Raw genomic sequence first — 25604 nt, 5'->3', positions numbered from 1 at the left:
TTTCCTTCCTTATCTGATGTCTCGTGCCAAGAGGCCGGCCGTGGCCGGATTCTTGGCACTCCATCAATCTAGGGAAGGGCTGGCTGCGGATTCAACCCGTCCGTTCAGGCGTCAAGCGCCGGACGCTCGCGCGGAAAGGCGAAAATGCCCTGCAGCATGTTTTCGCCGGTGGACGCGTCGAGCGACGACCGGCCGACGCAGAAAAGCTGTGCCGCCTTCAAACTTGTCAAGCGCACGAGCGCCGTGAAGCAGAACGAAGACGGCGACGCGGTTGCCTGCTCGAGGATGTTGAGCACTGTCACGCGATCCCGGCTGTCATAGGCACGCACCAGATCGACGATGCCGCAGGAGCGGTTGGAAGCGCCAAGCAGGGCGGCGGTTCGCTCGCCCAGATGAAAGACGCCGCTGGCCAGATCGCAGCGCCATGTCTCCACGAAATAGTCGCTTTCATCGAGGTGGTCCATCCAGGCCGAATGCGCCCCGAGGTGCCCGGGTTGGATGGCTCCCGAGCCAGGTGTCATGAACCTCAACATGATGCCCTTCTTCTCGCCGCGCGGACGTGATGTCTCGTTACCGGAGACCGCCACTGCCGCAAGGCGCTTCGATGCGTTGTTTGCCATTGAAGTGTTTTCCCGATGCAGTCATTGCATCGAAAACTCGTTTGTAGGTACTCGGCCCTTGGCCGCGAAGATAGACGATCATCGGTGCAGCCGGAACGTCGTCGATCGGTCAGGCGATAAACTTTTAGTGATTGCATATCGTCTAATGCGCCTTGTGGTTGAGGTCAAGTCCTCCCCGACGCGTCGCGATGGTGCGTGTCGATCCCGATGACGCGAAGCTCACCCGTGCTAGGCTTTGACGCAAAGCGCCGGCGCATGGCCCGGGCGAACGCTTTGCGCGGTGCAAACCCTTGCCGCCCCCCACTTGATCCGATAGGGAAAGCAGCCAACAAGAGACAGTCCGGAATGCTCCCATGACCGAGAAACAGAAGAAACCGCAGAAGCTCAAGGCGCGTCTTCCGCGCGGCTTCGTCGATCGCTCCGCTGCCGATATCCGCGCGACGGACGAAATGATCGGCAAGATCCGGGCGGTCTACGAGCATTATGGTTTCGACCCGGTCGAAACACCGCTGTTCGAATACACCGATGCGCTCGGTAAGTTCCTGCCCGACAGCGACCGGCCGAACGAAGGCGTCTTCTCGCTGACCGATGACGACGACCAGTGGATGTCGCTGCGCTACGACCTGACGGCGCCGCTCGCCCGTCACGTCGCCGAGAACTTCAACGAGATCCAGCTGCCGTTCCGCACCTATCGCGCCGGCTACGTCTTCCGCAACGAGAAGCCTGGCCCGGGCCGCTTCCGCCAGTTCATGCAGTTCGATGCCGACACCGTCGGTGCCGCCGGCGTCCAGGCGGACGCCGAAATGTGCATGATGATGGCCGACACCATGGAAGCCCTTGGCATTGCGCGCGGCGACTACGTGATCCGCGTCAACAACCGCAAGGTGCTCGACGGCGTCATGGAGGCGATCGGTCTTGGCGGCGACGACAAGGTCAATGCCCGCCTGACGGTGCTGCGCGCCATCGACAAGCTCGACAAGTTCGGCCCCGAAGGCGTCAGGCTCCTGCTCGGCGAAGGCCGCAAGGACGAAAGCGGCGACTTCACCAAGGGTGCGGGCCTCAATGGCGAGCAGATCGACAAGGTCCTGTTCTTCGTCGGCATCCAGAATTATGCCGAAAGTGCCGACGAACTGGCGGCGCTCGTTTCAGGCACCGCCAAAGGCGGCGAAGGTGTCGAGGAACTCAACACCATCCGCAGCCTGGTCCTGAGCGCCGGCTACGAGGCTGACCGCATCAAGATCGACCCCTCGGTCGTGCGTGGTCTCGAATATTATACCGGCCCCGTCTTCGAGGCCGAGCTGCAGTTTGCCGTCACCAACGAGAAGGGCGAAAAGGTCGTCTTCGGTTCGGTCGGCGGTGGTGGTCGCTACGACGGTCTCGTATCGCGTTTCATGGGGCAGCCGGTCCCGGCGACCGGTTTCTCGATCGGCGTTTCCCGCCTTATGACGGCGCTGAAGAACCTCGGCAAGCTCGGTGCATCTGACGTGCTCGCGCCTGTTGTCGTCTGCGTCATGGACCGCGACATCGAGGCGATGGGCCATTACCAGCGTTTCGTGCAGCAGCTCCGCCATGCCGGCATCCGCGCCGAAATGTACCAGGGCAACAAGAAGAACTTTGGCGATCAGCTGAAATATGCCGACCGCCGTGGCTCGCCGCTCGCCATCATCCAGGGTGGCGACGAGCGCGCCGCCGGTGTCGTGCAGATCAAGGATCTGATCGAGGGCAAGCGCCTGTCGGGTGAGATCGAGGACAATGCGGCCTGGCGCGAGGCGCGCGTGGCCCAGGTTTCCGTGCCGACGGCCGAACTGGTCGAAAAGGTACGCGAGATGCTGGCGGCACAGGCCGAGGATCGGGCAAGGGGCTGACGACTATGGCCCTCATCAATCTGCCCGCCTTTGCCGATGCGCTGCTTGCCGACTTCGAAAGCCTCGGCGCGCTGCGTGTCGACACTCCGGTGATCCAGCCGGCCGAGCCTTTCCTCGCCATGGCCGGTGAGGATCTGCGCCGCCGTATCTTCATGACCGAGAGCGAGACCGGCGAGAGCCTGTGCCTGCGGCCGGAATTCACCATTCCCGTCTGTCTCCGCCATATCGAGGCGGTGACCGGGACGCCGAAGCGCTATGCCTATCTCGGCGAGGTCTTCCGCCAGCGCCGCGAAGGCGGCAACGAATTCTACCAGGCCGGCATCGAGGATCTTGGCGACACCGATACGGCGGCAGCCGATGCGCGCGCCGTCTCTGACGCGATGCGCATCGTCGCCAACCGGGTGCCGGACCGGTCTCTCAGCGTGACGCTTGGCGACCAGGCCGTGTTTGAAGCCGTCGTCGGCGCCTGTGGCCTGCCGGCTGGCTGGCAGAAGCGGCTGATCCACGCCTTCGGCGACCAGAAGCACCTGCAGAAGCTTCTGACCGAGCTCGCCCATCCGCGCACGGTCGGCGTCTTCGGTCCTGAAGTCGTGCGGCTGTCGATGGACGGCCTGCTCGAAGACGAGGACCGTCTCGTCGCGCATGTCGCCGCAACGATGGAAGCGACCGGCTATTCGACCAACGCTAGCCGTTCGCCGCAGGATATTGCGCGCCGGCTGAAGGAGAAGATGGAACTGGCGAACACGCGGCTCGACCGCAGAACGCTGGATCAGGTCGCCGCGTTCCTGGCGCTCGACGTGCCGCTTGCCGATGCGCCGGCCGCACTCTTCGCTTTCGCGCAGAAATCCGGCCTCAAGATCGATGACGCGCTCGCCCGTTTCGATGCCCGCGTCGCCGCCCTTGGCAAGACCGGTTCCGACATCGGCGCCATTCGTTATCGTGCGGCCTTCGGTCGTCCGCTCGACTATTACACTGGCCTGGTTTTCGAGGTTGAGCTTGCCGGCACGCATGCCGTTCTTGCCGGCGGCGGCCGCTTCGATCGGCTGCTGACCCTGCTCGGCGCCCGCGAGCATATCCCGGCCGTCGGCTTCTCGCTCTGGCTCGACCGCATCGAAAAGGCGATTGCCTCTGAAGGAGGCGCCCAATGACCATCACCATCGCCTTGCCGTCCAAGGGGCGGATGAAGGATGACGCTTCGGCGATCTTCGAACGCGCCGGCCTGAAGATCGTTGCCGTCGGCAACGACCGCTCCTATCGCGGCCGCGTCGAAGGTGCTGATGATGTGGAGATTGCGTTCCTTTCGGCGTCGGAAATCTCGCGAGAGCTCGGCAACGGCTCAATCGATTTCGGCGTAACCGGCGAAGACCTGGTACGCGAGGGGCTTGCCAACGCCGATGCGCGCGTCGAGTTCTGCGCCCGTCTCGGCTTCGGTCATGCCGACGTCGTCGTCGCGGTGCCTGAGGTCTGGTACGACGTCGACACCATGGCCGACCTTGGCGACGTTGCCGCCGATTTCCGTGCCCGCCATGGTCGCCGTCTGGCGATCGCCACCAAGTACTGGCGGCTGACGCAGAACCATTTCTCGGGCAGCCACGGCATCCAGCTTTACCGCATCGTCGAAAGCCTCGGGGCGACCGAAGGCGCGCCGGCCTCTGGTTCCGCCGACATCATCGTCGACATCACCTCGACCGGTTCGACGTTGAAGGCAAACCATCTGAAGATACTCACCGATGGTGTGATCCTGCGTTCCGAAGCTTGCCTGGTTCGGGCGCGCAAGGCGGCTCACGACGGCGATCCGGTCGTGGCACGGATTATCGCGGCCGTTCGTAGCGTCCTCTGACGCTGCGAACGGAGCAGGCGCGGTCTTGACGATCCCGCCGGTTACAAAAATAAAGTAGGGCCCTCAAAAGGCGCGCCCTCCGCTCCTATGTAAGTCTGCGTGCGGCGTTTCTGCCGCTTCCCGCTGTTCCGTTCCAGGAGACCTTCATGGCCGATCTGTCCGCCTTTCCGATCACCAAGCGCTGGCCGGCGAAAAACCCTGATATCATCCAGCTCTATTCGCTGCCGACGCCGAACGGCGTGAAGGTTTCGATCGCGCTCGAAGAGCTGGGCCTGCCCTACGAACCGCACCGCATCGCCTTCGATACCAATGACCAGAAGTCGCCGGAGTTCGTCTCGCTCAACCCCAACGGCCGCATCCCGGCGATCATCGATCCCAACGGCCCGGATGGAAAGCCAATCGGGCTGTTCGAGTCCGGCGCGATCCTCATCTATCTCGCTGAAAAGACCGGCAAGCTGCTGCCTGCCGACGCGGCCGGCCGCTACGAAACGATCGCCTGGGTTATGTTCCAGATGGGCGGCGTCGGTCCGATGTTCGGCCAGTTCGGTCACTTCTTCAAGTTCGCCGCCGACAAGGTCGCCAACAATTCCTACCCCGTCGAGCGCTACCGTGACGAAGCCAAGCGGCTGCTCGGCGTGCTTGAAACCCGCCTTGAAGGGCGGCAATGGCTGATGGGCGACGATTACACGATCGCCGACATCGCCACCTATCCCTGGGTCGAAGGCGCGCGCAGATTCTATGGCGGTGCCGAGGTCCTGGATTACAAGAGCTTCCCCAAGGTGATGGCCTGGGTCGAGCGCGGCCTGTCGCGCCCGGCGGCTCAAAAGGGCATGGACGTGCCGCGCAAGGAATAGCAAACGGCGTGGCCTGTGCCAGAGTTGACGAAGCTCGGGTGGAAGGCTAGGCCTTGTTGTACAGATGAATAAAGGCAGGTGGAAAGCGTGTCCGGAAGGCTTGTTGTTGTCGGTGGCGGTCAGGCCGCCTTTGCTCTGGTTGCGAAGCTCCGTGCGCTCAAGGACGAGCGGCCGATCACCATCGTCGCCTCCGAAGCAAGCCTGCCCTATCAGCGCCCGCCGCTCTCCAAAAAGTATCTCCTGCGCGAGATGAGCCTCGACCGCCTGCTCTACCGGCCGGAAGCCTGGTACGGCGAGCACGCTGTAGACGTGCGCCTCGAAACGACCGTGATCGGGCTCGACCGGGCCGGCAAACACGTGACGCTCAGCGATGGAACATCGCTCGACTATGAAGTGCTGGCCTTTGCAACCGGCGCCACGCCGCGCCGGCTGCCGGCCTCGGTCGGCGGCGATCTCGAGGGTGTCTTCGTCGTTCGCGACTTCAGGGATGCCGACCGCCTTGCCGAGGAGATGAAGCCCGGCCGTCTCGCGCTCGTCATCGGCGGTGGTTACATCGGTCTTGAAGCGGCAGCCGTCGCGCGCACCTGCGGCCTGGACGTCACGGTCATCGAAATGGCCGACCGCATCCTGCAGCGTGTTGCCTCCTCGGCGACGTCGGGGCTCGTGCGCGACATTCATCGTGGTCGCGGCGTCGATATTCGCGAGGGTACCGGTCTCAACCGCCTCGTCGGCGACAATGGCCGTGTCACCGCGGCGGAACTCTCCGATGGTTCCACCTTGCCGGTCGATGTCGTCATCGTCGGCATCGGTGTGACCGCCAACGACCGCCTGGCGCACGACGCCGGGCTCGAAACCGCAAACGGCATCGTCGTCGACGCGCATGGCCGCACCTCCGATCCGGCGATCTTCGCGATGGGTGATTGCGCCGTTCTTCCCTTCGAGGATCTGCGCATCCGGCTGGAGTCGGTGCAGAATGCCGTCGATCAGGCCGAAGCGGTCGCGGCGATCCTTGCCGGCAGTGATGCCCCTTACGATCCCAAGCCCTGGTTCTGGTCGGACCAGTACGACGTCAAGCTGCAGATCGCCGGCTTTGGGCTCGGCCACGACGAAACCATCGTCAGGCCCGGCCAGCGCGAAGGCAGCGTATCGGTCTGGTATTTCCGGCAGGGGCGCCTGGTGGCCGTCGATGCGATCAACGACGCCAAGGCCTATGTGACCGGCAAGAAGCTGCTGGAGAGCGGCATCAATCCTGACCGAGCCGTCATCGCCGATCCCCAATCCGACCTCAAGGCGCTGCTGTCGCAAGCATAGGCGGCGAACCACGCCAGGCGGCGCTTTTTGGCAGGCTGCAACTTGAAGGCGGCGTGGTTTCAAAATTCGTTAACGACGAAACTATTGTCTTGCTGGGCAATTGCCCGGCAGAGCCTCGATTTATCACTTCCTTAAATCACCTGACGCCAACACAGGCAGCTTAAGTGGAGGCGAGAGGTCTCGTTTCCCGACAGAATTTGATTTAGGCGATTGGCGATGTTCAAGGTTCTTACATGCCTGGTGGTAGAGCATAATCCCAGACTGGTCGTTTTGGCCGCACTTGTGTGCTTTCTCGCGAGTTACGGAGCAGTAACGCTGCTGCAGCGCGCCCGCGGCTCCTCGGGCAAGGCGAAAGCGATCTGGGCGACGGCCGCCGGCATCGCCAGCGGCTTCGGCATCTGGGCGACCCACTTCATCGCCATGCTCGCCTATGATCCCGGCGTCGTCCTCGGTTACCAGATGGATCTCACCGGCCTGTCGCTGGCCGTTGCCATCATTCTCACCACGACGGCCCTATTGATCGCGACCCATGTTCAGGACCGCCTCGGCTGGGTTGCTGGCGGCTTCGTTCTCGGCGGCGGCGTCGCCTGCATGCATTTTCTTGGCATGGCGGCGCTCGACGTGCCGGGCAGCATCCGCTGGAATGCGGCACTGGTCGTCGCCTCCGTGGTCGTCGGCTCGCTGTTTGACATCGCCGCTCTGCGCACGATCGCCAGTGTCGGCAAGCCGCTGAAGGCGAAGATCCTTGCCACCCTGCTGATGACGCTCGGGATCGTCGCGTTGCATTTCACCGCCATGGGTGCGGTCACGATCGAGGCCGATCTGCTGACGCCGACCCATGCGGGCATGATCCAGCCGCATCTGCTTGCCTTCGTCATCGCCGGCACCGCCTTCTTCCTGCTGTCGATGGTGCTGATCGCCGCCGGCTTCGCCCATCATGCCGACCTTTCCGCCGTTGCTGCCGAACGAGAATTCGCCCGCTTCGTGCGCAGCGTGAAGGACTACGCGATCTATATGCTCGACACCGACGGCCGCGTCGCCAGCTGGAACGCCGGCGCCGAGGCCAACAAGGGCTATAAGGGCGAGGAAATCGTCGGCAAGAATTTCGCCTGCTTCTACTCGCAGGAGGATCAGCGCGACGGCGTACCGCAGCGGGCGCTCGAGGTCGCACTGGCCGATGGTAAGTACGAGAACGAAGGCTGGCGCTATCGCAAGGACGGATCCCGGTTCTGGGCTCACGTGGTGCTCGACCCCTTCATGGACGACGACGGCAAGCACGCCGGCTTCATCAAGATCGTCAAGGACATCACCAAGGCGAAGCTTGACGCCGACCGTATCGCCGAAGTCAGCAACAATCTCGATGTCGCGCTCGAAAACATGTCGCAGGGCATCTGCCTGTTCGACAGCAGCGACCGGCTGTTGCTCTCCAACCGTCGCTGCCGAGAGATCTTCGGCTTCTCCGAGACACTCGCCGGCAAGGGGCTGACCTTCCGCGAAATCCTCGACATCGTCTTTGCCCGCATCTACACAGATCCCGAGATGGCCCGGACCAAGGCCGAGGAGCTCTACCAGAAGCACCGGATCGAAATGGTCGGCAATGGCGGCGGCGATATCGTCGAAAAGCTCGTCAACGGCCGCTCGATCCTGACCAAGCATCGCACGCTGCCCGATGGCGGCTGGGTGAGCACCTATGAGGACATCACCGAGCGGCTCGACACCGAGGAGCAGATTACCTTCCTTGCCCGCCACGACAGCCTCACGGGGCTGCCGAACCGGCTGCAGTTCAGCAGCTATCTCGAAGAGGAGCTGGACGCGGCCGCCTGGTTCAACCGCAAGGTCGCCGTCATCGGCATCGACCTCAACAAGTTCAAGGAAGTCAACGATCTGCACGGCCACGCCGCCGGAGACTTCGTGCTGGTGACGATCGCCCAGCGCATGAAGGGCCTTCTGCAGGAAGGCGAGTTCGTGGCACGCTTCGGCGGCGACGAGTTCGCGGCGGTCAAGCGCTTCGAGGAACTCTCCGAGCTCAACGACTTCCTGCGCCGGATCGAGAAGAGCCTGCATGAGGAAATGCGCTTTGGCGATTTCGAGCTCAAGTCCGGCGGCAGCATGGGTGTCGCCATCTACCCGCAGGATGCCGAGACGGCCGACACGCTGATCAACAATGCCGACCTTGCGATGTACCGGGCGAAGGCCGCCCTCAACCAGACCGTCTGCTTCTACGAGGTGTCGATGGATGAAGCTGCCCGCCAGCGGCGCGCTCTTGCCAACGATCTCTGGGACGCGGTCGAGAAGAAGCAGCTTGCCTTGCACTACCAGGTGCAGAAGTCTGTGATGAGCGGCGCCGTCATCGGCTACGAGGTGCTCCTGCGCTGGAGCCATCCGGAACGCGGCATGGTGCCTCCGAGCGAGTTCATCCCGCTTGCCGAGGAATGCGGCGCGATCCTGCCGATCGGCGAATGGGTGCTGCGCGAGGCCTGCCGCGAGGCGGCGGGCTGGGAGAGCAGTCACAAGATTGCCGTCAACCTTTCGCCGGTCCAGCTTGCCAACGGCGACATCGTCAGCCTGGTTCAGGACGTGCTTGCCGACACGGGTCTCGACCCGAACCGGCTGGAGCTCGAAATCACGGAATCAACGATCATCGACGACAAGGAGCGGGCGCTGCTGACGCTGCGCCAGATCAAGGAACTGGGCGTCACTATCGCGATCGACGACTTCGGGACCGGCTATTCGTCGCTCGAGACGCTGCGCTCCTTCCCCTTCGACAAGATCAAGCTCGACCGGAGCTTCATGTGGGAAGTGGAAGGCAGTCCGCAGGCCAAGGCGATCGTGCGCGCCATTCTTGCGCTCGGCCAGAGCCTGTCCGTGCCTGTCCTTGCCGAAGGCGTCGAAACGCAGAAGCAGCTCGATATCCTGCAAGCCGAGGGCTGCGACGAGGCGCAGGGCTATCTGCTTGGTCGCCCGGCGCCGATCACGGTGCTCTTCACGGGCAAGGACGACGCGGCGGCAGCCTGAGCCGTACGTCCGCGTCTCTGCCGCACACCTTCACCGCAATCGCCCATGGGGCGGTTGCGGCGGCCATATGTGATCGAGGGTTCTCTACACTCGGGCCCGTGCGCGGGCAGGGGCGGGCTTACTGGCGCAGCAGTGCGCGACCCGCGACTTCCACGAGAAAGCGTGGAAAGAAAAAGATGCCGGTGATCATGCCGGAATAGCGCTGTTCGAGGCCGGAGGATTCTCCGATGCAGAATAGCGGCTGCTTCTGGCCGGACTCCTCGAGCGCGATCGTCGTCGAAAAGCAGAAAGACGAGCAGCTCGTTGCCGCCTGTTCGAACAGTTCGAGCACGTGATTGCGATCGGCCGGATCGTAGCAGCGAACGAAGTTCAGAAGGCCGCACTCGCCGTCACGCAGGCCATGGATCGCGGCCGCCTTCTCGCCGAGCCGGAACAGGCCCGTCGACAGGTCGCCGGACCACCCCTCCGAGACGCAAAACTGCTCCATGAATTCATGATGCGGTAGGCCCGGATGCAGATGTCCCGAAGAGCCGAGGGGAGCGGAATTTGCTCTGGTGATCTTAAACACGGTCTACCCCAGCAGAGTTCCCGGAGCTGCCTTCGGCGCCCCAGGGAAACGCGTCCCAATGTGCAAACTGCGCCCGACATGACCATTACGAGAGCGCACGCCACGTGATGTGGGTGTTTTCTCAAGTAGAAAGGTCTATAGATAGTAGTGGATCTCGCCGGCGAACTTATTTCGAAGGAGAGTGTCGGCTTAATTTGCGATTAAATACTTTTATTCTTTAGGTATAGTCTCGAAGAATTTCCGGATGGGCAGCGAATACGAAAAAGCCCCGGCGATTGCCTGTCTGCCTTAAGTGTGCCGCCCAGTCTCCCCTCAATCTTCGCTCACTTGGGGCGCTGTTATAGTTCGTTTTTTTTCGACTTCAACGGTTTTTTGAAGCCTGACTACAACCGATGGGTTTTTTCCTGCCGACTGTTCGGCAGATGCTCTCCGGCGATGAGTGGCATTGATAAAAAACAAGAAAGGCGACCCGAAGGCCGCCTTTCCGATCCGGATGGATCCTTGCAATAAGGCTTTCGCCATTATCACATCATGTCCATGCCGCCCGTTCAGTGCGCTTGACGCGCTGAACCACTTTAAGTGCATGGGCGAAGCTTTATGGACGATGCTGCGATAAGGCTGTCGCCATTATCACATCATGTCCATGCCGCCCATGCCGCCCATGCCGCCAGGCATGCCAGCCGGGGCGTCCTTCTTCGGCAGTTCGGCGATCATGGCTTCCGTCGTAACGAGGAGGCCGGCAACCGAAGCAGCGTCCTGAAGGGCGGTGCGAACGACCTTGACCGGGTCGATGATGCCCATCGAGATCATGTCGCCGTATTCGCCGGTCTGGGCGTTGTAGCCGAAGTTGTCCTGGTCCTTGTCGAGGATCTTGCCGACAACGATGGAGGCTTCGTCACCAGCGTTCTCAGCGATCTGGCGGGCCGGAGCCTGCAGAGCGCGACGAACGATGTTGATGCCGGCTTCCTGGTCGTCGTTTGCACCCTTGACGGTGATCTTGACGGAAGAACGCAGCAGGGCAACGCCGCCGCCCGGTACGATGCCTTCCTGAACAGCAGCGCGCGTCGCGTTGAGAGCGTCGTCGATGCGGTCCTTCTTTTCCTTCACTTCGACTTCCGTCGAGCCGCCAACGCGGATCACGGCAACGCCGCCAGCGAGCTTGGCAAGACGTTCCTGCAGCTTCTCGCGGTCGTAGTCGGAGGTGGTGTCTTCGATCTGGGCCTTGATCTGGGCAACGCGGCCCTCGATGTCGGCCTTCTGGCCGGCGCCGTCGACGATCGTCGTGTTTTCCTTGGAGATCGAAACCTTCTTCGCACGGCCGAGCATGTCGAGCGTGACGTTTTCGAGCTTGATGCCGAGGTCTTCGGAGATCACGGTGCCGCCCGTCAGGATGGCGATGTCTTCGAGCATGGCCTTGCGGCGATCGCCGAAGCCCGGAGCCTTGACGGCAGCGATCTTCAGGCCGCCACGCAGCTTGTTGACGACGAGCGTTGCAAGAGCTTCGCCTTCGACGTCTTCAGCGATGATGAGGAGCGGCTTGCCGGTCTGAACGACAGCTTCGAGAACCGGGAGCATGGCCTGGAGGTTCGAGAGCTTCTTCTCGTGAAGGAGAACGAAGACGTCGTCGAGGTCAGCGACCATCTTTTCCGGGTTGGTGACGAAGTAGGGCGACAGGTAGCCGCGGTCGAACTGCATGCCTTCGACGACTTCGAGTTCCGTTTCGGCGGTCTTGGCTTCTTCAACCGTGATGACGCCTTCGTTGCCGACCTTCTGCATCGCTTCAGCGATGTCGAGGCCGATCTGACGCTCGCCGTTGGCCGAGATCGTGCCGACCTGTGCAACTTCTTCCGAAGTGTTGATCTTCTTGGCCTTGGCCTGGAGATCCTTGACGACTTCTGTGACAGCGAGGTCGATACCACGCTTCAGGTCCATCGGGTTCATGCCGGCAGCAACAGCCTTTGCGCCTTCGCGAACGATCGCCTGGGCAAGAACGGTTGCAGTCGTGGTGCCGTCGCCGGCGATGTCGTTGGTCTTCGAAGCAACTTCGCGGACCATCTGGGCGCCCATGTTTTCGAACTTGTCTTCGAGTTCGATTTCCTTGGCGACCGATACGCCGTCCTTGGTGATGCGCGGAGCGCCGAAGGACTTGTCGATGATGACGTTACGACCCTTCGGGCCGAGCGTGACCTTTACGGCGTCAGCGAGGATGTCGACGCCACGCAGCATCTTTTCGCGCGCGGTGCGGCCGAACTTGATTTCTTTTGCAGCCATTAGAGAAAACTCCCGGGCTCATTGCCCATTGGTTGTCATAAAAAGGGGTGGACGCCGGCTGATCAGCCGATGATGCCCATGATGTCGGCTTCCTTCATGATCAGAAGGTCTTCGCCGTTGATCTTGACTTCGGTGCCCGACCACTTGCCGAACAGAACGCGGTCGCCAGCCTTGACGTCGAGGGCAACGACCTTGCCGCTTTCGTCACGGGCGCCCGAACCGACGGCGACGATTTCGCCTTCCTGCGGCTTTTCCTTGGCGGTGTCCGGAATGATGATGCCGCCCTTGGTCTTCTCTTCAGACTCAACGCGGCGAACGACGACGCGGTCGTGCAGCGGGCGGAAGTTGGTGCTTGCCATTAGTCTAATCCCTCGATCAAATGACATTACGGATCGCTGATCGACCCGATGGATGGGTGTTAGCACTCTCATTTATCGAGTGCTAGCGATGCCGAGATAAGCTTGGGTATGGGGTGAGTCAAGGATCGGCGCCTAGATTTTTTGCTGACGGCACGTGCCCCGGACGGGCGCAGCAGGCGCGGGCACAGGCAGCCTAGCCCCATTCTTGGCGAAATGTGGGCGATCGCGTCGATGAGTGGCATGGGCGGGATTTTGACGGTTGATAACCACGACAATGTGCTTCTGCGCGGCGGGCCGCATCTGCAGCGCATTTTTCCTGGTTCTCGGGACCGCCGGAATCCTTGGGAGGGTGCGCCTTTTTCGGGAGACGAGACTTGTAATCTCCTGCCTTCCTTGCCATGCAAGCCGGAAACCGTGTTTGCAGGAAGCCAGGATGGCCGCAAGGATCAACAGTTTTCGCGAAATCGCCAAGCGCTACGATGTCGTTTTATGTGACGTCTGGGGCGTGCTTCACAACGGCGTGCAGGCTTTCGCGTCCGCCTGTGAAGCATTGGCCGAGGCGCGCGCCGCCGGACTGACCGTCGTGCTCATCACCAATTCGCCGCGCCCGAGCCCGATGGTGAAGGTGCAGATCCGCAGTCTCGGCGTGCCCGACGAAGCCTATGACCGGATCGTCACTTCGGGCGACGTGACCCGGGCGCTGATCGCTGCCGCCGACAAGAAGATCTTCTTCATCGGCGCCGAGCGCGACCTGCCCCTGCTCGAGGGTCTGGGGACGCAGATCGTTTCCTCGGAAGATGCCGAGACGGTCGTCTGCGCCGGCTTCTACGACGACGAGACCGAAACGCCCGAGCATTACCGCGCGACCCTGACGGGCCTTGCCAAGCGCAAGATCCCGTTCATCTGCGCCAACCCGGATCTCGTCGTCGAGCGTGGTCACCGGCTGATCCCCTGCGCCGGTGCGATTGCCAAGCTTTACGAAGAGCTGGGTGGCGAGGCGCGCATCGCCGGCAAACCCTATATCGCGATCTATCGCGCCGCCCTGGGCGAGGCGAAGGCCGCGCGCGGAGCGATTGACCTGACCCGTGTCATCGCCGTTGGCGACGGCATGCCGACTGACGTCAAGGGCGCGCAGGACGCGGGCCTGGATCTGCTCTATATCAGCGCCGGTATCCACGCCCAGGAATACATGAACGAAAGCCGGACCGACGAGGCGAAGCTTGCCGCCTTCCTCAAGAAGGAGGGCGCCTCGCCGAAATACTGGATGCCACGGCTCGCCTGACGGGAAGACGGAGATGACGGTTTTTCATCGCAACGAGACCCGTGATCCGCTTCCGGAGCACTTGCGCGGCGGTGTCGTCGCCATCGGCAATTTCGATGGCGTTCACCGCGGCCACCAGTCGGTCCTTAACCGGGCGCTGGAGGAGGCCAAGTCGCGCGGCGTGCCCGCGCTGGTCCTGACTTTCGAGCCGCATCCGCGAACCGTTTTTCGCCCGGACACTCCAGTCTTCCGGTTGACGCCGGCGCCGCTGAAGGCGCGCATCCTCGAAGGCATGGGCTTCGGCGCCGTCATCGAATATCCCTTCGACCGTACCTTCTCTCAGCTTTCCGCCTCGGATTTCATCCACCGCATCCTGCTTGAATGGCTGCATGCCTCGCATGTGGTGACCGGTTTCGACTTTCATTTCGGCAAGGGCCGCGAAGGCGGGCCTGCCTTTCTGATGGCGGCAGGCGGCGACAACGGGTTTGGTGTGACGCTGGTCGATGCCTTCCGTGATGAAAATGCATCCGTCATCTCGTCGAGCTATGTCCGTGCGCTGCTCGGCGAAGGCGATGTCGCCCAGGCCGCGGGCATGCTCGGCTACCGTTATCTCGTCGAAGCCGAGGTGATCGGCGGCAAGAAGCTCGGTCGCGAACTCGGTTTTCCCACCGCCAACATGCGGCTTGCACCCGAGGTGGAACTCCGACCCGGCATCTACGCCGTGCGCTTCCGTCGTCCCGACGGCTCGCTTTACGACGGGGTCGCCAGTTTCGGGCGCCGGCCGACGGTCGACAGCGACGGCGAACCGCTGCTCGAGACCTTCGTCTTCGACTTCTCCGGCGATCTCTATGGCGAAGTCTGCGCCGTGACTTTCTTCGGTCACCTGCGCGACGAATTGAAATTCGATGGCCTCGATCCGCTGGTGGCGCAGATCCGGCAGGACGAGGCCGAGGCCCGCGCGCTGCTTTCCGGCGTCACGCCACTCGGCGACATCGACCGCAAGCTCAACTTCGCCCGATAAAAGATTTCGGTCTTCGCGCGGCGGCGGACCTTTTCAAAAGGCCGAAAACGCCTTAAACAACCGGCCACCATGACCCGGCACCGTCGATTGATCATCGATCAGCGAATTATTGGCCCGGCCTTCCGCGTGCTGTGATCAGCCGGAAGGTCCGGGATTTCGGCGTTTCCGACGCCCCAGTCATCTCTCGATACCGAGCCCATTTCGTATGCGCGGCCGTTCGCGCCAAGAAGCGATTGCAAAAACCATGACCGACACCGCTGAAAAGATCGACTACTCCTCGACCCTCTATCTGCCGCAGACGGAATTTCCGATGCGCGCGGGCCTGCCGCAGAAGGAGCCGGAAACGGTGGCCCGCTGGCAGAAGATGGGCCTCTACAAGAAGCTGCGCGCATCGGCTGCCGGCCGCGACAAGTTCGTGCTGCACGACGGCCCGCCCTATGCCAACGGCAACATCCACATCGGCCACGCGCTGAACAAGATCCTCAAGGACGTCATCAACCGCTCGTTCCAGATGCGCGGTTTCGACGCCAACTACGTGCCCGGCTGGGACTGCCACGGTCTGCCGATCGAGTGGAAGATCGAGGAGAAGTACCGCGAGAAGGGCCAGAACAAGGACGAGGTTCCGGTCAACGAGTTCCGTCGGGAATGCCGCGATTTCGCCGCCGGCTGGATCCAGGTCCAGGCCGAGGAGTTCAAGCGTCTCGGCATCGAGGGCGACTTCGACAATCCCTACACGACGATGAACTTCCACGCCGAAGCGCGCATCGCCGGTGAGCTGATGAAGATCGCCAAGCTCGGCCAGCTCTATCGCGGCTCGAAGCCTGTCATGTGGTCGGTTGTCGAGCGTACGGCGCTTGCCGAAGCCGAAGTCGAATACGCCGATGTCGAAAGCGACATGATCTGGGTGAAGTTCCCGGTCACCGAAGGTCCCGATAGCCTTGCCGGCACCTTCGTTGTGATCTGGACGACCACGCCCTGGACCATCCCCGGCAACCGCGCCATCGCCTACTCGTCGCGTTATGCCTATGGCCTCTACGAAGTGGCGACCGCCGAGAACGATTTCGGCCCCCAGCCGGGCGAGAAGCTGATCTTTGCCAAGCGCCTGGCCGATGAGTCTGCCGCCAAGGCGAAGCTCACCTTCAACTTCGTTCGCGACCTCGAGGCCGATGAACTGTCGTCCGTGACCTGCGCCCATCCGCTGCACGGTCTGGGCGGCGGCTACGCCTTCAAGGTGCCGCTGCTCGACGGCGACCACGTGACCGACGATGCCGGCACCGGCTTCGTGCACACGGCCCCGAGCCACGGCCGCGAGGACTTTGATGCCTGGATGGACAATGCCCGCGCGCTCGAAGCCCGCGGCATCTCCTCGGCGATCCCGTTCACGGTCGACGACGCCGGCTACTTCACCGCTGACGCCCATGGCTTCGGCCCGGACGCCGAAGGTGGCGCGGGCCGCGTCATCGATGACAAGGGCAAGAAGGGCGACGCCAACGATCGCGTAATCAAGGCGCTGATCGCCCGTCACGCGCTCTTCGCTCGCGGCCGCCTCAAGCATTCCTATCCGCATTCCTGGCGCTCGAAGAAACCGGTAATCTTCCGCAACACGCCGCAATGGTTCGTCTACATGGACAAGGCCTTCGGTGATGGCACGACCCTGCGTTCGCGCGCGCTGTCTGCCATCGACGACACCCGCTTCGTTCCGGGCGCCGGCCAGAACCGCCTGCGTGCGATGATCGAAGGCCGTCCGGACTGGGTGCTCTCGCGTCAGCGCGCCTGGGGCGTTCCGATCGCGATCTTTGCCGACGATCAGGGCGAGATCCTGATCGACGAGGCCGTCAACGCTCGCATCCTCGACGCTTTCGAACAGGAAGGTGCCGATGCCTGGTTCACCGAAGGCGCCAAGGATCGCTTCCTCGGCAACGACCACGATCATGCCAAGTGGCATCAGGTCATGGACATCCTCGACGTGTGGTTCGACAGCGGTTCGACCCATACCTTCACGCTCGAAGACCGTCCGGACCTGAAGTGGCCGGCCGACGTCTATCTCGAAGGTTCGGACCAGCATCGCGGCTGGTTCCATTCCTCGCTGCTCGAAGCCTGCGCCACGCGCGGCCGCGCACCCTACAACGCCGTTGTCACCCATGGTTTCACCATGGATGAGAAGGGCGAGAAGATGTCGAAGTCGAAGGGCAACACCGTCACCCCGCAAGAGGTGATGAAGGATGCCGGCGCCGACATCCTGCGCCTGTGGGTGATGACGACGGATTATTGGGAAGATCAGCGCCTCGGCAAGACGATCATCCAGACAAACATCGACGCTTATCGCAAGCTGCGCAACACGATCCGCTGGATGCTCGGCACGCTCGCCCACGACAAGGGCGAGGAAATTGCCTATGCCGAGATGCCGGAACTCGAAAAGCTGATGCTGCATCGCCTGGCCGAACTCGACCAGGTCGTGCGCGAAGGCTACGACGCCTTCGACTTCAAGAAGATCGCCCGTTCGCTGATCGATTTCTCGAACGTCGAACTCTCGGCCTTCTATTTCGACGTTCGCAAGGATGCGCTCTACTGCGACGCGCCGTCGAGCCTGCGCCGCCGTGCGGCACTCGCCGTCATCCGCAAGCTCTTCGATTGCCTCGTGCTGTGGCTGGCGCCGATGCTGCCGTTTACGACCGAAGAGGCCTGGCTGTCGCGCAAGCCCGATGCGGTCTCGGTGCACCTCGAACAGTTCCCGGCGATCCCGGCGGAATGGAAGAACGATGCGCTCGAAGCCAAGTGGGAGAAGATCCGTGCGGTCCGCACCGTCGTCACCGGCGCGCTCGAGATCGAACGCAAGGACAAGCGCATCGGCTCGTCGCTGGAAGCCGCACCGGTCGTCCACGTCGCCGATCCGGAGCTGTTGAAGGCGCTGGAAGGCCAGGACTTCGCCGAGATCTGCATCACCTCGGGGATCACTGTCGAAACCACCGAAGGTCCGGCCGACGCGTTCCGGCTGGCTGACGTGGCCAAGGTCAGCGTCGTGCCGAAGCTTGCCGAAGGCCAGAAATGCGCTCGCTCCTGGCGGATCACGACCGATGTCGGTTCTGACGCACTCTACCCGGACGTGTCCGCCCGGGATGCCGCTGCCTTGCGCGAGCTTGGTTTCAAGGCTTAACGCATTGTTACCGGATGAATTGCACTCCTTGCGTTCATCCGGTAAAACCTGCCCGAAATTTGGCGGATTTCTCCGCCATGGGCGCTTGAGTGGCCGCGCTGACTGGTGGCCGGCTGGAAGGAATCTCATGGAAATGACGCGAGAGTTGCGAGTGTTTGCCAGCGTGGCCGCCATTTTGACGAGCGGCCTGGTGCTTACGGGCTGCATCGGCGGCCCGACCTACGGCACGGACAAGACCGCCGGCGAACAGCTCATGGACGACCTCGGCAGCGTCGCAAGCTTCGGCCCGCCGAAGCGGGATCCGGTCAAGTACCAGCCGCGTCCGGGTCTCGTCCTGCCGCCGTCGGCCCAGCAGGCCTCGCTCGTCGAGCCGCAGAAGTCGCTCGCCAGCCGCGAGGGGAACCCGGAATGGGTCGAGTCTCCGGAAGAGGTGCGCAACCGCCTGCGTGAAGAGGCCGACGCCAACAAGAACAACCCGAACTATGTCTCGCCGCTTGCCAAGGCAAGCGCCAACGGTCGCCGGCTCTCTGCAAAGGAGCAGCAGGAGGCCTATCGTGAAGGGCGCAAGATCGAGATGGGCGCCTATTCCGACAAGCGCCGCTTCCTGAGCGATCCGCCGCTCGATTACCGCCGCCTGCCCGAGGGTACCGAGACCGATCTCGGCGAGCCGGAGAAGGACAAGGAGCGCCGCCGCAAGAAGGAGGCGCAGATCAAGAATACCGGCTCCAAGTGGTATTGGCCCTTCTAAACCCGTTTTCGCCGTTCCCTTGAACGGCGAAATGCCTCTCTCCCTTGGATCTATGCAGTTCCGGTCGAAAGCGCGTTTGCTTGGCTGCTGGAACTGCTTGAGAAGCGCCTGAGCCATGACCATCAGCATTCGCGACGCCCGCCCGGAAGACGCCGAAACCATTCTGCGCTTCATCACCGAACTTGCCATCTACGAGAAGGAGCCCGACGCCGTCGAGGCGACGGTCGAGATGCTGCAGGCCTCGCTCTTCGGTCCCGGTGCGATCACCCGCGCGGTGATCTGCGAGAAGGATGGCAAGCCGGCTGGTTTTGCCATGTGGTTCTACAACTATTCCACCTGGCAGGCGCGCAAGGGTCTTTACCTCGAGGATCTTTACGTCACCCCGGATTGCCGCGGCTCGGGCGCCGGCAAGATGCTCCTGAAGCATCTGGCAAAGATTGCCGTCGAGGAAGGCTGCGGGCGCTTCGAATGGAGTGTGCTCGACTGGAACGAACCGGCGATCCGCGTCTACGAATCGGTCGGCGCAGAGCCGATGTCCGAGTGGACGCGCTACCGCCTTTCGGGTGTCGCGCTCGAGAGCTTCGCTGCCGACTGAAGACGTTAAGGGGTCTCACCGCCTGCCGGCAAAGAAATCCCTGAGGATATCGGCGGCTTCCCGCTCGGCGAGGCCCGAATAGACATCGGGCGCATGGTGACAGGTGGGCGAGCCGAAGAAGCGCACACCGCTGTCGACCGCGCCGCCCTTCGGGTCGTCTGCGCCGTAATAGAGGCGACGGATGCGGGCGAATGAAATCGCCGCCGCGCACATGGTGCAGGGTTCGAGCGTGACGTAGAGATCGGCGCCGGTCAGCCTTTCGTCCTCGAGGACGGCGGCAGCCTCGCGGATGGCGACGATCTCCGCATGGGCGGTCACGTCGTTGAGCGCGCGGGTGCGATTGCCGGCGCGCGAGATGATGCGGCCGTCGAAAACCACCACGGCACCGATCGGCACTTCGCCGCGTTCGGCAGCCTTGCGGGCCTCTTCAAGGGCCGCATCCATGAAGCGTGTCGTCTCAGCCATCGCTCAAACAATAATTTCTCTTAACCCACGGGCCGCGACCTGATAGGACAGCCGCAAAAGGCAGGCAACACAAATGACATCCAAAGACAAGCCCACGCGGCCTGGCGGCAAGTCCGCTGGCCGGGACAAGAAACCGCATTTCGCCGACAAGAAGGGCGCTGCGCCGAAAAAGGCTGCAGGAGTCAAGGCTTCCGGCCCGAAGTCTTTCGGTGCCAAGGGCCCCGGCAGGAGCTTCGACGCAAAGACGTCTGATCCCAAGGCCGGCGCTTCGCGTCCGGCCCGGGAGCGTCCGGCAGCGGCTGCAGCGGCCGCCGACGAGCCGCAGCGCATCTCGAAGATCCTGGCGCGCGCCGGCGTTGCCTCGCGTCGCGACGTCGAGCGCATGATCATGGAAGGCCGCATCAGGCTCAACGGTGTCATCCTCGACACGCCCGTGGTCAACGCGACGCTCGCCGATGCGATCGAGGTCGATGGCCAGCCGATCCGCGGTATCGAGCGCACGCGCCTCTGGCTCTATCACAAGCCGGCCGGTCTGGTGACCACCAATGCCGACCCGGAGGGCCGTCCGACCGTATTCGAGAACCTGCCGGACGAGCTGCCGCGGGTTCTGTCGATCGGCCGCCTCGACATCAACACCGAGGGCCTGCTGCTCCTCACCAATGACGGCGGCCTTGCCCGCGTGCTCGAACTGCCGTCGACCGGCTGGCTGCGCCGTTACCGCGTGCGCGCCCATGGCGAGATCGATCAGGAAGCGCTCGACAAGCTGAAGGACGGCATCGCCGTCGACGGCGTGCTGTACGGCGCCATCGAAGCGACGCTCGACCGCGTCCAGGGCTCGAACGTCTGGATCACGATGGGGCTTCGCGAAGGCAAGAACCGCGAAATCAAGAACGTGCTCGGCGCGCTCGGCCTCGACGTCAACCGCCTGATCCGCATCTCCTACGGCCCGTTCCAGCTCGGCGAACTGCCGGAGGGACACGTCCAGGAAATTCGCGGTCGCACGCTGCGCGACCAATTGGGACCGCGCCTGATCGAGGACGCCAAGGCGAACTTCGACGCGCCGCTTTACAATGATCAGGCGGCGACCGTTGCCGGTGAGGCTGAAGACGACGCCGCCGACACGCGCAGGCCGGAGCGCAACAACCGCTGGGAAAAGCCGGAGGACAAGCGCGAGCGTGCCCTTTCTCGTCTGGACACCCGTCGTGACGACCGCCGCGACGGTGGTGGTCGTGGCAAGGATGGTGCCCGCGGCAAGGGTGGCCCGCGCGAAGACCGCGACGCCAAGTTCGAGGATCGGCCGAAGCGCGCGCCGGCTCAGCGCGCCCGCACGGCCAATGTCTGGATGGCGCCGGGCGCCCGCCCGCTCGCCGAAAAGAAGCCGAAGTCCGTTGATGGCGATGCCACCGAGAAGTCCGCCCGTCGCGAGCGTCCGGAAAGCGCGCCGAAGTCCAAGCGCTACGGCCGCAACAAGGATGGTCTGGCGACGAAGACGACCGGCAAGTTCGACCCGGACCGCAAGGGTGGCCCGCACAGAGACTTCGACCGCGCCGATCGTCCGGCGTCTGCCGCGCCGGTCAAGCGTCGCGACGACGAGGGCGAATGGATCAGCGCCAGCGAGCCTGCCCGTCGCGGCAAGGACGAGGGCCGCGATGGCGGCTTTGGCCGACGCAAGTCGGGCGACGCGGGTGACCGCAGGTCGCGCGATCACGGTGACCGTCCTGCGCGCCGTGACGGCGGCGACCGTCCCCGTTCTGAAGGCGGACCGCGCAGCTATTCCGACAAGCCGAGGGCGCCACGCGCCGACGGTGATCGTCCGCAGCGTCGCGAAGGCGGTGAGCGTTCGTTCAGTGACCGTCCAGCTCGCAGCGACGGCGGTGATCGCCGGTTCGACAAGCCGCGGGCTCCACGCGCTGACGGTGACCGTCCGCCGCGTCGCGAAGGTGGCGACCGTCCGTTTGGCGACAAGCCTCGCGGCAAGTCGTTCGGCGGCAAGCCCTCGGGCGGAAAATCCTTCGGTGAACGCTCCGGCGGTCCGCGCGGCGGTAAGCCTGGTGGCGGCAAGCCCGGCGGTGGACGCCCCGGCGGTTCTGGTCGCTCCGGCGGCGGGCGCCCGGCTGGCGGCGGCAAGCCGCGCGGCAGAGGAAACTAAGCGGTCGTGCGGATCGTCGGCGGAGAGTTTCGGGGTCGCAGCCTGGCGACCCCCAAGTCCAACGATATCCGGCCGACCACGGACCGGACGCGCGAAAGCCTGTTCAACATTTTGAGCCATTCCTATCCGAACGCGCTCGACGGCACGCGTGTGCTCGACCTTTTCGCGGGCACCGGCGCCGTCGGCTTCGAGGCGCTGTCGCGCGGGTGCCGGCATGCGCTCTTTGTCGAGCAGGGCGTCGAGGGCAGGGGCCTGATCCAGACCAACGTCGAGACGCTCGGCCTGCAGGGCCGGGCCAAGGTCTTCCGGCGCGACGCCACCAGCCTTGGCGGCGTCGGTACGATGGAGCCGTTTCATCTCGTCTTCGCCGACCCGCCCTATGCCAAGGGGCTGGGCGAAAAGGCCTTGGAGTCGGCTGCCATCGGCAACTGGCTGGTGCCCGGCGCCCTGGTGATCCTCGAAGAGCGGGCAGATGTCCAGCCGGCGCCGGTCGCCGTCTTCGAAAACCTCGACGTCAGGGTGTTCGGCGACACGCGCATGCATTTCTATCGGTTTCGCGGAGCCTGATGCCGTAATTTCGGTTGAGTTGCCGGGATAGGCTCAGCCGGATGACGCCATTTTCTCAACCCGCCCAGCGCGGAGGCATGCCGATGAAGCAGGATCTTTCGATGACGCATGGATCGGCGGAAGCCCCGGCGCGGCCCACCGTCGCGCTGGCGCTTGGCGGTGGCGGCGCCCGCGGTCTTGCGCATATCCATGCCATCGAGGCGCTGGATGAACTCGGCATTCGGCCGGTCGCGATCGCGGGCTCGTCGATCGGCGCGATCATGGGCGCGGGCATGGCGGCGGGTTTGCGCGGCGAAGAGATCCGGGCCCATACGCTTTCCACCGTCGGCCACCGGCGCGAAGTGGTCAACCGCCTGTGGCAATTGCGGCCGTCGAGTCTTTCCGAAGCGATGGCGAGCGGCTTCCGTTTCGGCCAGTTCAATGTCGAGCGGGTGCTCAAGGCCTTCCTGCCCGAGGCCATCCCGCAAAAATTCTCCGACCTCGAAATCCCGCTGAAGGTAGTCGCCACCGACTATTACGGTCAGACGGAGAAGATCTGCGAGAAGGGCGACCTCCGCAAGGCCCTGGCTGCGTCTGCGGCGCTGCCGGCGATCTTCACGCCGGTCCGGATCGACGGGCGGGTCATGATCGACGGCGGCATCTACAATCCCATTCCCTTCGATCACCTGCGCGGCCTTGCCGATATCGTCATTGCGGTCGATGTCGTCGGCGGGCCGGATGGCGACGGCAAGGCGATCCCGAGCCGGATCGACAGCCTGTTCGGCGCGAGCCAGCTGATGATGCAGTCGATCATCGCCATGAAGCTGAAGGAGGGGGCGCCGGACATCCTGTTGCGTCCCGATGTCGGCCGCTACCGCGTGATGGATTTCCTGCGCGCCCAAGACGTGCTGAGCGCAACGGCTGCGATCAAGGACGAACTGAAGCGCGCACTCGAAGAGCGGATGACAGCGCCAAGGCTCACCTGAACCTTGGTGTTTGAAGCTTGGGGCCTGAACAACCTTGGCAATGACGGCGCGTGCCGTCGCAGCGTGAGCGGTTAGGCGCTTTCGCGCTCGTCCGCGGGAAGGCCCGGGAGGATCCGTTCGCCGGTCTCTTGCGAATGGTCGACCTCGCGCTTCGGCTTGACCAGCGGCTCCGGACGCACAGGCCGCGAGTGCAGCATGTCGCGGCCGGCGGTGATGCCCTCGGCCTCCTGCAGCACGAGGCGCGCCTCGTCGCGCTTGCGGATGTCGTCCATGATCGCGATCGCCTCGTCGTCGCCGACCCCAAGTGCCTCCAGCGTCTTGCGGCCGAAGAGCAAGCCGGACTCGAAGGTCTCGCGCAGCTCGTAGTCGACACCCTTGGCGCGCAGTTCCAGCGTGTGCAGACGATCGTAGGAGCGGGCGTAGATGCGTGCATTCGGATATTCGGATTGCACGAGATCGATGATGTGGTCGGTTGTTTCCTTCTTCTGGGTGCAGACGGCGACGATCTTGGCCCGTTCGATGCCGGCGGCGCGCAGCACGTCGAGGCGGTTGCCGTCGCCGAAATAGATCCGGAAGCCGAAGGTCGCGGCCTGGCGCACGCGCGCGGCGGAATGATCGATGATCGTCACATCGCGACCGCCGGCAAGCAGGATCTGGGCGGCGATCTGGCCGAAGCGGGAGAAGCCGATCATCAGCACATCGGCATTGGCGCCATCGAAGTCTTCTTCGATCTCTTCGTCCATCTCGTCCTGCTCGCGCATCAGTTTCGGTGCGAGCATGGCGGCGAGCGGTGTCAATGCCATCGACAGCGTGACGATCGCGACCAGCAGCGAGGCGTCACCGTCCGAAAAGACGCCGGCGGTCGCCGCCGCCGTGAACAGCACGAAGCCGAACTCGCCGCCCTGCGGCAAAAGCAGGCTGATGCGCACGGCATCATTGTGATGTGATCCGGTGAAGCGGCAGAGCCAATAGAGAACCAGGCTCTTCAGGGCCATCAGCAACGGCACCGCAACGATGATCAGCTGGTAGCGCTCGACGATGACGCCAAGCTCCAACGACAGGCCGACGGCCATGAAAAACAGCGCCTGCAGGATGCCGCGGAAAGGCTCGATATCCGCTTCGAGCTCGTGCCGGTAGGACGATTCCGCCAGCAGAACGCCGGCCAGGAAAGCGCCCATCGCCATGGACAGGCCGGCGAGCTGCATCATGGTCGCCGCTCCCATGACGATGAGCAGTGCCGCAGCTATCATCACGTCGCGGGCGCCGGTGCGGGCGATGATCTGGAACAGCGGGTTCACAAGGTAGCGGCCCGCCGCAAAGAGCACGACGATCGCGGTGGTGGCGATGGCGAAGTCTTCGAGCGGCGGCGTGGTGTCCTCCGGCGCCTGCAGGGCCATCAGCGGGATGAGGGCCAGCAGCGGCACGATGGCGAGATCCTGAAGCAGGAGGATCGAAAAGGCCCTCTGCCCGTAGCGCGTGTTGCGGTCGTTGCTCTCGTCGAGGATCTGCATGGCAAAAGCCGTGGAGGACAGCGACAGGCCGAAGCCGGCGATGATGCTGCCGCCGTGCCCGAGAAGCCCCAGCGCATAGATGGCGTAGGAAAGCAGGATGCCGGAGATCAGCACCTGCGCCGTGCCGAGGCCGAAGATGTCGCGCCGCATCTGCCAGAGGCGCGAAGGCTTGAGTTCGAGCCCGATGATGAAGAGCAGGAAGACGACGCCGAGTTCCGAGACGTGCAGGATCTGCTCGCCTTCGGTGATGCTTTGGGCGACAGGTCCGATCAGCACGCCGGCCGAAAGGTAGCCGAGGATCGTGCCGAGCCCGAGCCGCTTGAAGATGGGAGCGGCGATCACTGCGCCACCGAGCAGCATCAGGGCCTGGGAATAGATGATCGGTGTCGTTGCCATGCCTCAGGCTTTCACTGTTGCTGAACCCGGCCCCCAAGCGGAGCTTTCGAGAGCGCTTCATTTGCGGTG

General features: G+C 63.5%; 20 protein-coding genes. 14 read left to right on the top strand and 6 right to left on the bottom strand.

Annotated features, from left to right (window positions below; genetic code table 11):
• Window positions 1-104: 104 nt before the first annotated feature.
• Window positions 105-533 (bottom strand): hypothetical protein, encoded by a 429-nt coding sequence (locus IB272_RS01705; RefSeq protein ID WP_060584348.1) that lies wholly within the window; start codon window positions 531-533, stop codon window positions 105-107.
• Between the two features lie 440 nt (window positions 534-973).
• Here IB272_RS01705 and hisS point away from each other — a divergent pair, with 440 nt between their 5' ends.
• The 6 genes from hisS (at window position 974) to IB272_RS01675 (ending at window position 9505) form a co-directional block, all read left to right on the top strand.
• Window positions 974-2485: a histidine--tRNA ligase gene (gene hisS, locus IB272_RS01700; RefSeq protein WP_060584058.1), complete on the top strand. Its 1512-nt coding sequence runs from the start codon at window positions 974-976 to the stop codon at window positions 2483-2485.
• A gap of 5 nt (window positions 2486-2490) precedes the next feature.
• Window positions 2491-3633, top strand: a complete 1143-nt coding sequence (locus tag IB272_RS01695; RefSeq protein WP_060584060.1) for an ATP phosphoribosyltransferase regulatory subunit — start codon at window positions 2491-2493, stop codon at window positions 3631-3633.
• Window positions 3630-4325 carry an ATP phosphoribosyltransferase gene (gene hisG, locus IB272_RS01690; RefSeq protein WP_043618363.1) on the top strand — a complete coding sequence of 232 codons (696 nt, stop codon included), beginning with the start codon at window positions 3630-3632 and terminating at the stop codon, window positions 4323-4325. Before IB272_RS01695 ends, hisG begins: the two co-directional genes overlap by 4 nt.
• Before the next feature lie 146 nt (window positions 4326-4471).
• On the top strand, window positions 4472-5179 hold the full coding sequence (locus IB272_RS01685; protein WP_060584061.1) for a glutathione binding-like protein: 708 nt from the start codon (window positions 4472-4474) through the stop codon (window positions 5177-5179).
• 87 nt (window positions 5180-5266) lie between these two features.
• Window positions 5267-6490 carry an FAD-dependent oxidoreductase gene (locus IB272_RS01680; RefSeq protein WP_060584352.1) on the top strand — a complete coding sequence of 408 codons (1224 nt, stop codon included), beginning with the start codon at window positions 5267-5269 and terminating at the stop codon, window positions 6488-6490.
• 216 nt (window positions 6491-6706) lie between these two features.
• The gene (locus IB272_RS01675; RefSeq protein ID WP_060584063.1) at window positions 6707-9505 is read left to right on the top strand and encodes an EAL domain-containing protein; all 2799 of its coding nucleotides are present in this window, start codon (window positions 6707-6709) and stop codon (window positions 9503-9505) included.
• Window positions 9506-9623: 118 nt separating this feature from the next.
• Here IB272_RS01675 and IB272_RS01670 read toward each other — a convergent pair whose 3' ends face one another.
• The 3 genes from IB272_RS01670 to groES form a co-directional block, all read right to left on the bottom strand.
• Window positions 9624-10073, bottom strand: coding sequence for a hypothetical protein (locus tag IB272_RS01670; RefSeq protein WP_034800963.1), 450 nt, complete (start codon window positions 10071-10073; stop codon window positions 9624-9626).
• 630 nt (window positions 10074-10703) lie between these two features.
• The gene (gene groL / locus IB272_RS01665; protein WP_034800965.1) at window positions 10704-12344 is read right to left on the bottom strand and encodes a chaperonin GroEL; all 1641 of its coding nucleotides are present in this window, start codon (window positions 12342-12344) and stop codon (window positions 10704-10706) included.
• Between the two features lie 62 nt (window positions 12345-12406).
• Window positions 12407-12703 carry a co-chaperone GroES gene (gene groES / locus IB272_RS01660; protein WP_004675403.1) on the bottom strand — a complete coding sequence of 99 codons (297 nt, stop codon included), beginning with the start codon at window positions 12701-12703 and terminating at the stop codon, window positions 12407-12409.
• A gap of 433 nt (window positions 12704-13136) precedes the next feature.
• Here groES and IB272_RS01655 point away from each other — a divergent pair, with 433 nt between their 5' ends.
• From IB272_RS01655 to IB272_RS01635, 5 genes are all read left to right on the top strand, one after another.
• Entirely contained in the window at window positions 13137-13985 is an 849-nt protein-coding gene (locus IB272_RS01655; RefSeq protein ID WP_034800971.1) for a TIGR01459 family HAD-type hydrolase, read from the top strand.
• A gap of 13 nt (window positions 13986-13998) precedes the next feature.
• Window positions 13999-14985, top strand: a complete 987-nt coding sequence (locus IB272_RS01650; protein ID WP_034800973.1) for a bifunctional riboflavin kinase/FAD synthetase — start codon at window positions 13999-14001, stop codon at window positions 14983-14985.
• A gap of 244 nt (window positions 14986-15229) precedes the next feature.
• Window positions 15230-18139, top strand: a complete 2910-nt coding sequence (gene ileS / locus IB272_RS01645; protein ID WP_034801431.1) for an isoleucine--tRNA ligase — start codon at window positions 15230-15232, stop codon at window positions 18137-18139.
• 127 nt (window positions 18140-18266) lie between these two features.
• Window positions 18267-18887 carry a hypothetical protein gene (locus tag IB272_RS01640; RefSeq protein WP_060516427.1) on the top strand — a complete coding sequence of 207 codons (621 nt, stop codon included), beginning with the start codon at window positions 18267-18269 and terminating at the stop codon, window positions 18885-18887.
• Between the two features lie 115 nt (window positions 18888-19002).
• Window positions 19003-19482, top strand: a complete 480-nt coding sequence (locus tag IB272_RS01635) for a GNAT family N-acetyltransferase (protein WP_060516425.1) — start codon at window positions 19003-19005, stop codon at window positions 19480-19482.
• A 15-nt stretch (window positions 19483-19497) separates the two neighbouring features.
• Here IB272_RS01635 and IB272_RS01630 read toward each other — a convergent pair whose 3' ends face one another.
• Window positions 19498-19947: a nucleoside deaminase gene (locus tag IB272_RS01630; protein WP_192444184.1), complete on the bottom strand. Its 450-nt coding sequence runs from the start codon at window positions 19945-19947 to the stop codon at window positions 19498-19500.
• A 73-nt stretch (window positions 19948-20020) separates the two neighbouring features.
• Here IB272_RS01630 and IB272_RS01625 point away from each other — a divergent pair, with 73 nt between their 5' ends.
• From IB272_RS01625 to IB272_RS01615, 3 genes are all read left to right on the top strand, one after another.
• Window positions 20021-22096, top strand: a complete 2076-nt coding sequence (locus IB272_RS01625; RefSeq protein ID WP_060584066.1) for a pseudouridine synthase — start codon at window positions 20021-20023, stop codon at window positions 22094-22096.
• A 6-nt stretch (window positions 22097-22102) separates the two neighbouring features.
• A complete protein-coding gene (gene rsmD / locus IB272_RS01620) occupies window positions 22103-22663 on the top strand; it encodes a 16S rRNA (guanine(966)-N(2))-methyltransferase RsmD (protein ID WP_060516422.1) in 561 nt (186 codons plus the stop codon).
• 83 nt (window positions 22664-22746) lie between these two features.
• On the top strand, window positions 22747-23628 hold the full coding sequence (locus IB272_RS01615) for a patatin-like phospholipase family protein (RefSeq protein ID WP_060584069.1): 882 nt from the start codon (window positions 22747-22749) through the stop codon (window positions 23626-23628).
• A 71-nt stretch (window positions 23629-23699) separates the two neighbouring features.
• On the opposite strand, the gene IB272_RS01610 is transcribed toward IB272_RS01615, so the two are convergent.
• Complete coding sequence (locus tag IB272_RS01610; RefSeq protein WP_113135450.1) at window positions 23700-25535, bottom strand: monovalent cation:proton antiporter-2 (CPA2) family protein; 1836 nt, start codon at window positions 25533-25535, stop codon at window positions 23700-23702.
• Window positions 25536-25604 lie beyond the last annotated feature (69 nt).

The organism is Ensifer sp. ENS08 (assembly GCF_014852195.1).
GTDB classification, from domain to species: Bacteria; Pseudomonadota; Alphaproteobacteria; order Rhizobiales; family Rhizobiaceae; genus Ensifer; species Ensifer adhaerens.
Note: the sequence above shows the minus strand (reverse complement) of the source record. Positions and strands in the feature narration are given on the sequence as shown.

What these genes read in the sequence shown, in the direction of transcription:
- IB272_RS01705 (WP_060584348.1), bottom strand. Translation starts at nt 533, where the DNA reads ATGTTGAGGTTCATGACACCTGGCTCGGGAGCCATCCAACCCGGGCAC.
- hisS (WP_060584058.1), top strand. Translation starts at nt 974, where the DNA reads ATGACCGAGAAACAGAAGAAACCGCAGAAGCTCAAGGCGCGTCTTCCG.
- IB272_RS01695 (WP_060584060.1), top strand. Translation starts at nt 2,491, where the DNA reads ATGGCCCTCATCAATCTGCCCGCCTTTGCCGATGCGCTGCTTGCCGAC.
- hisG (WP_043618363.1), top strand. Translation starts at nt 3,630, where the DNA reads ATGACCATCACCATCGCCTTGCCGTCCAAGGGGCGGATGAAGGATGAC.
- IB272_RS01685 (WP_060584061.1), top strand. Translation starts at nt 4,472, where the DNA reads ATGGCCGATCTGTCCGCCTTTCCGATCACCAAGCGCTGGCCGGCGAAA.
- IB272_RS01675 (WP_060584063.1), top strand. Translation starts at nt 6,707, where the DNA reads ATGTTCAAGGTTCTTACATGCCTGGTGGTAGAGCATAATCCCAGACTG.
- groL (WP_034800965.1), bottom strand. Translation starts at nt 12,344, where the DNA reads ATGGCTGCAAAAGAAATCAAGTTCGGCCGCACCGCGCGCGAAAAGATG.
- groES (WP_004675403.1), bottom strand. Translation starts at nt 12,703, where the DNA reads ATGGCAAGCACCAACTTCCGCCCGCTGCACGACCGCGTCGTCGTTCGC.
- IB272_RS01655 (WP_034800971.1), top strand. Translation starts at nt 13,137, where the DNA reads ATGGCCGCAAGGATCAACAGTTTTCGCGAAATCGCCAAGCGCTACGAT.
- IB272_RS01650 (WP_034800973.1), top strand. Translation starts at nt 13,999, where the DNA reads ATGACGGTTTTTCATCGCAACGAGACCCGTGATCCGCTTCCGGAGCAC.
- ileS (WP_034801431.1), top strand. Translation starts at nt 15,230, where the DNA reads ATGACCGACACCGCTGAAAAGATCGACTACTCCTCGACCCTCTATCTG.
- IB272_RS01640 (WP_060516427.1), top strand. Translation starts at nt 18,267, where the DNA reads ATGGAAATGACGCGAGAGTTGCGAGTGTTTGCCAGCGTGGCCGCCATT.
- IB272_RS01635 (WP_060516425.1), top strand. Translation starts at nt 19,003, where the DNA reads ATGACCATCAGCATTCGCGACGCCCGCCCGGAAGACGCCGAAACCATT.
- IB272_RS01630 (WP_192444184.1), bottom strand. Translation starts at nt 19,947, where the DNA reads ATGGCTGAGACGACACGCTTCATGGATGCGGCCCTTGAAGAGGCCCGC.
- IB272_RS01625 (WP_060584066.1), top strand. Translation starts at nt 20,021, where the DNA reads ATGACATCCAAAGACAAGCCCACGCGGCCTGGCGGCAAGTCCGCTGGC.
- IB272_RS01615 (WP_060584069.1), top strand. Translation starts at nt 22,747, where the DNA reads ATGAAGCAGGATCTTTCGATGACGCATGGATCGGCGGAAGCCCCGGCG.
- IB272_RS01610 (WP_113135450.1), bottom strand. Translation starts at nt 25,535, where the DNA reads ATGGCAACGACACCGATCATCTATTCCCAGGCCCTGATGCTGCTCGGT.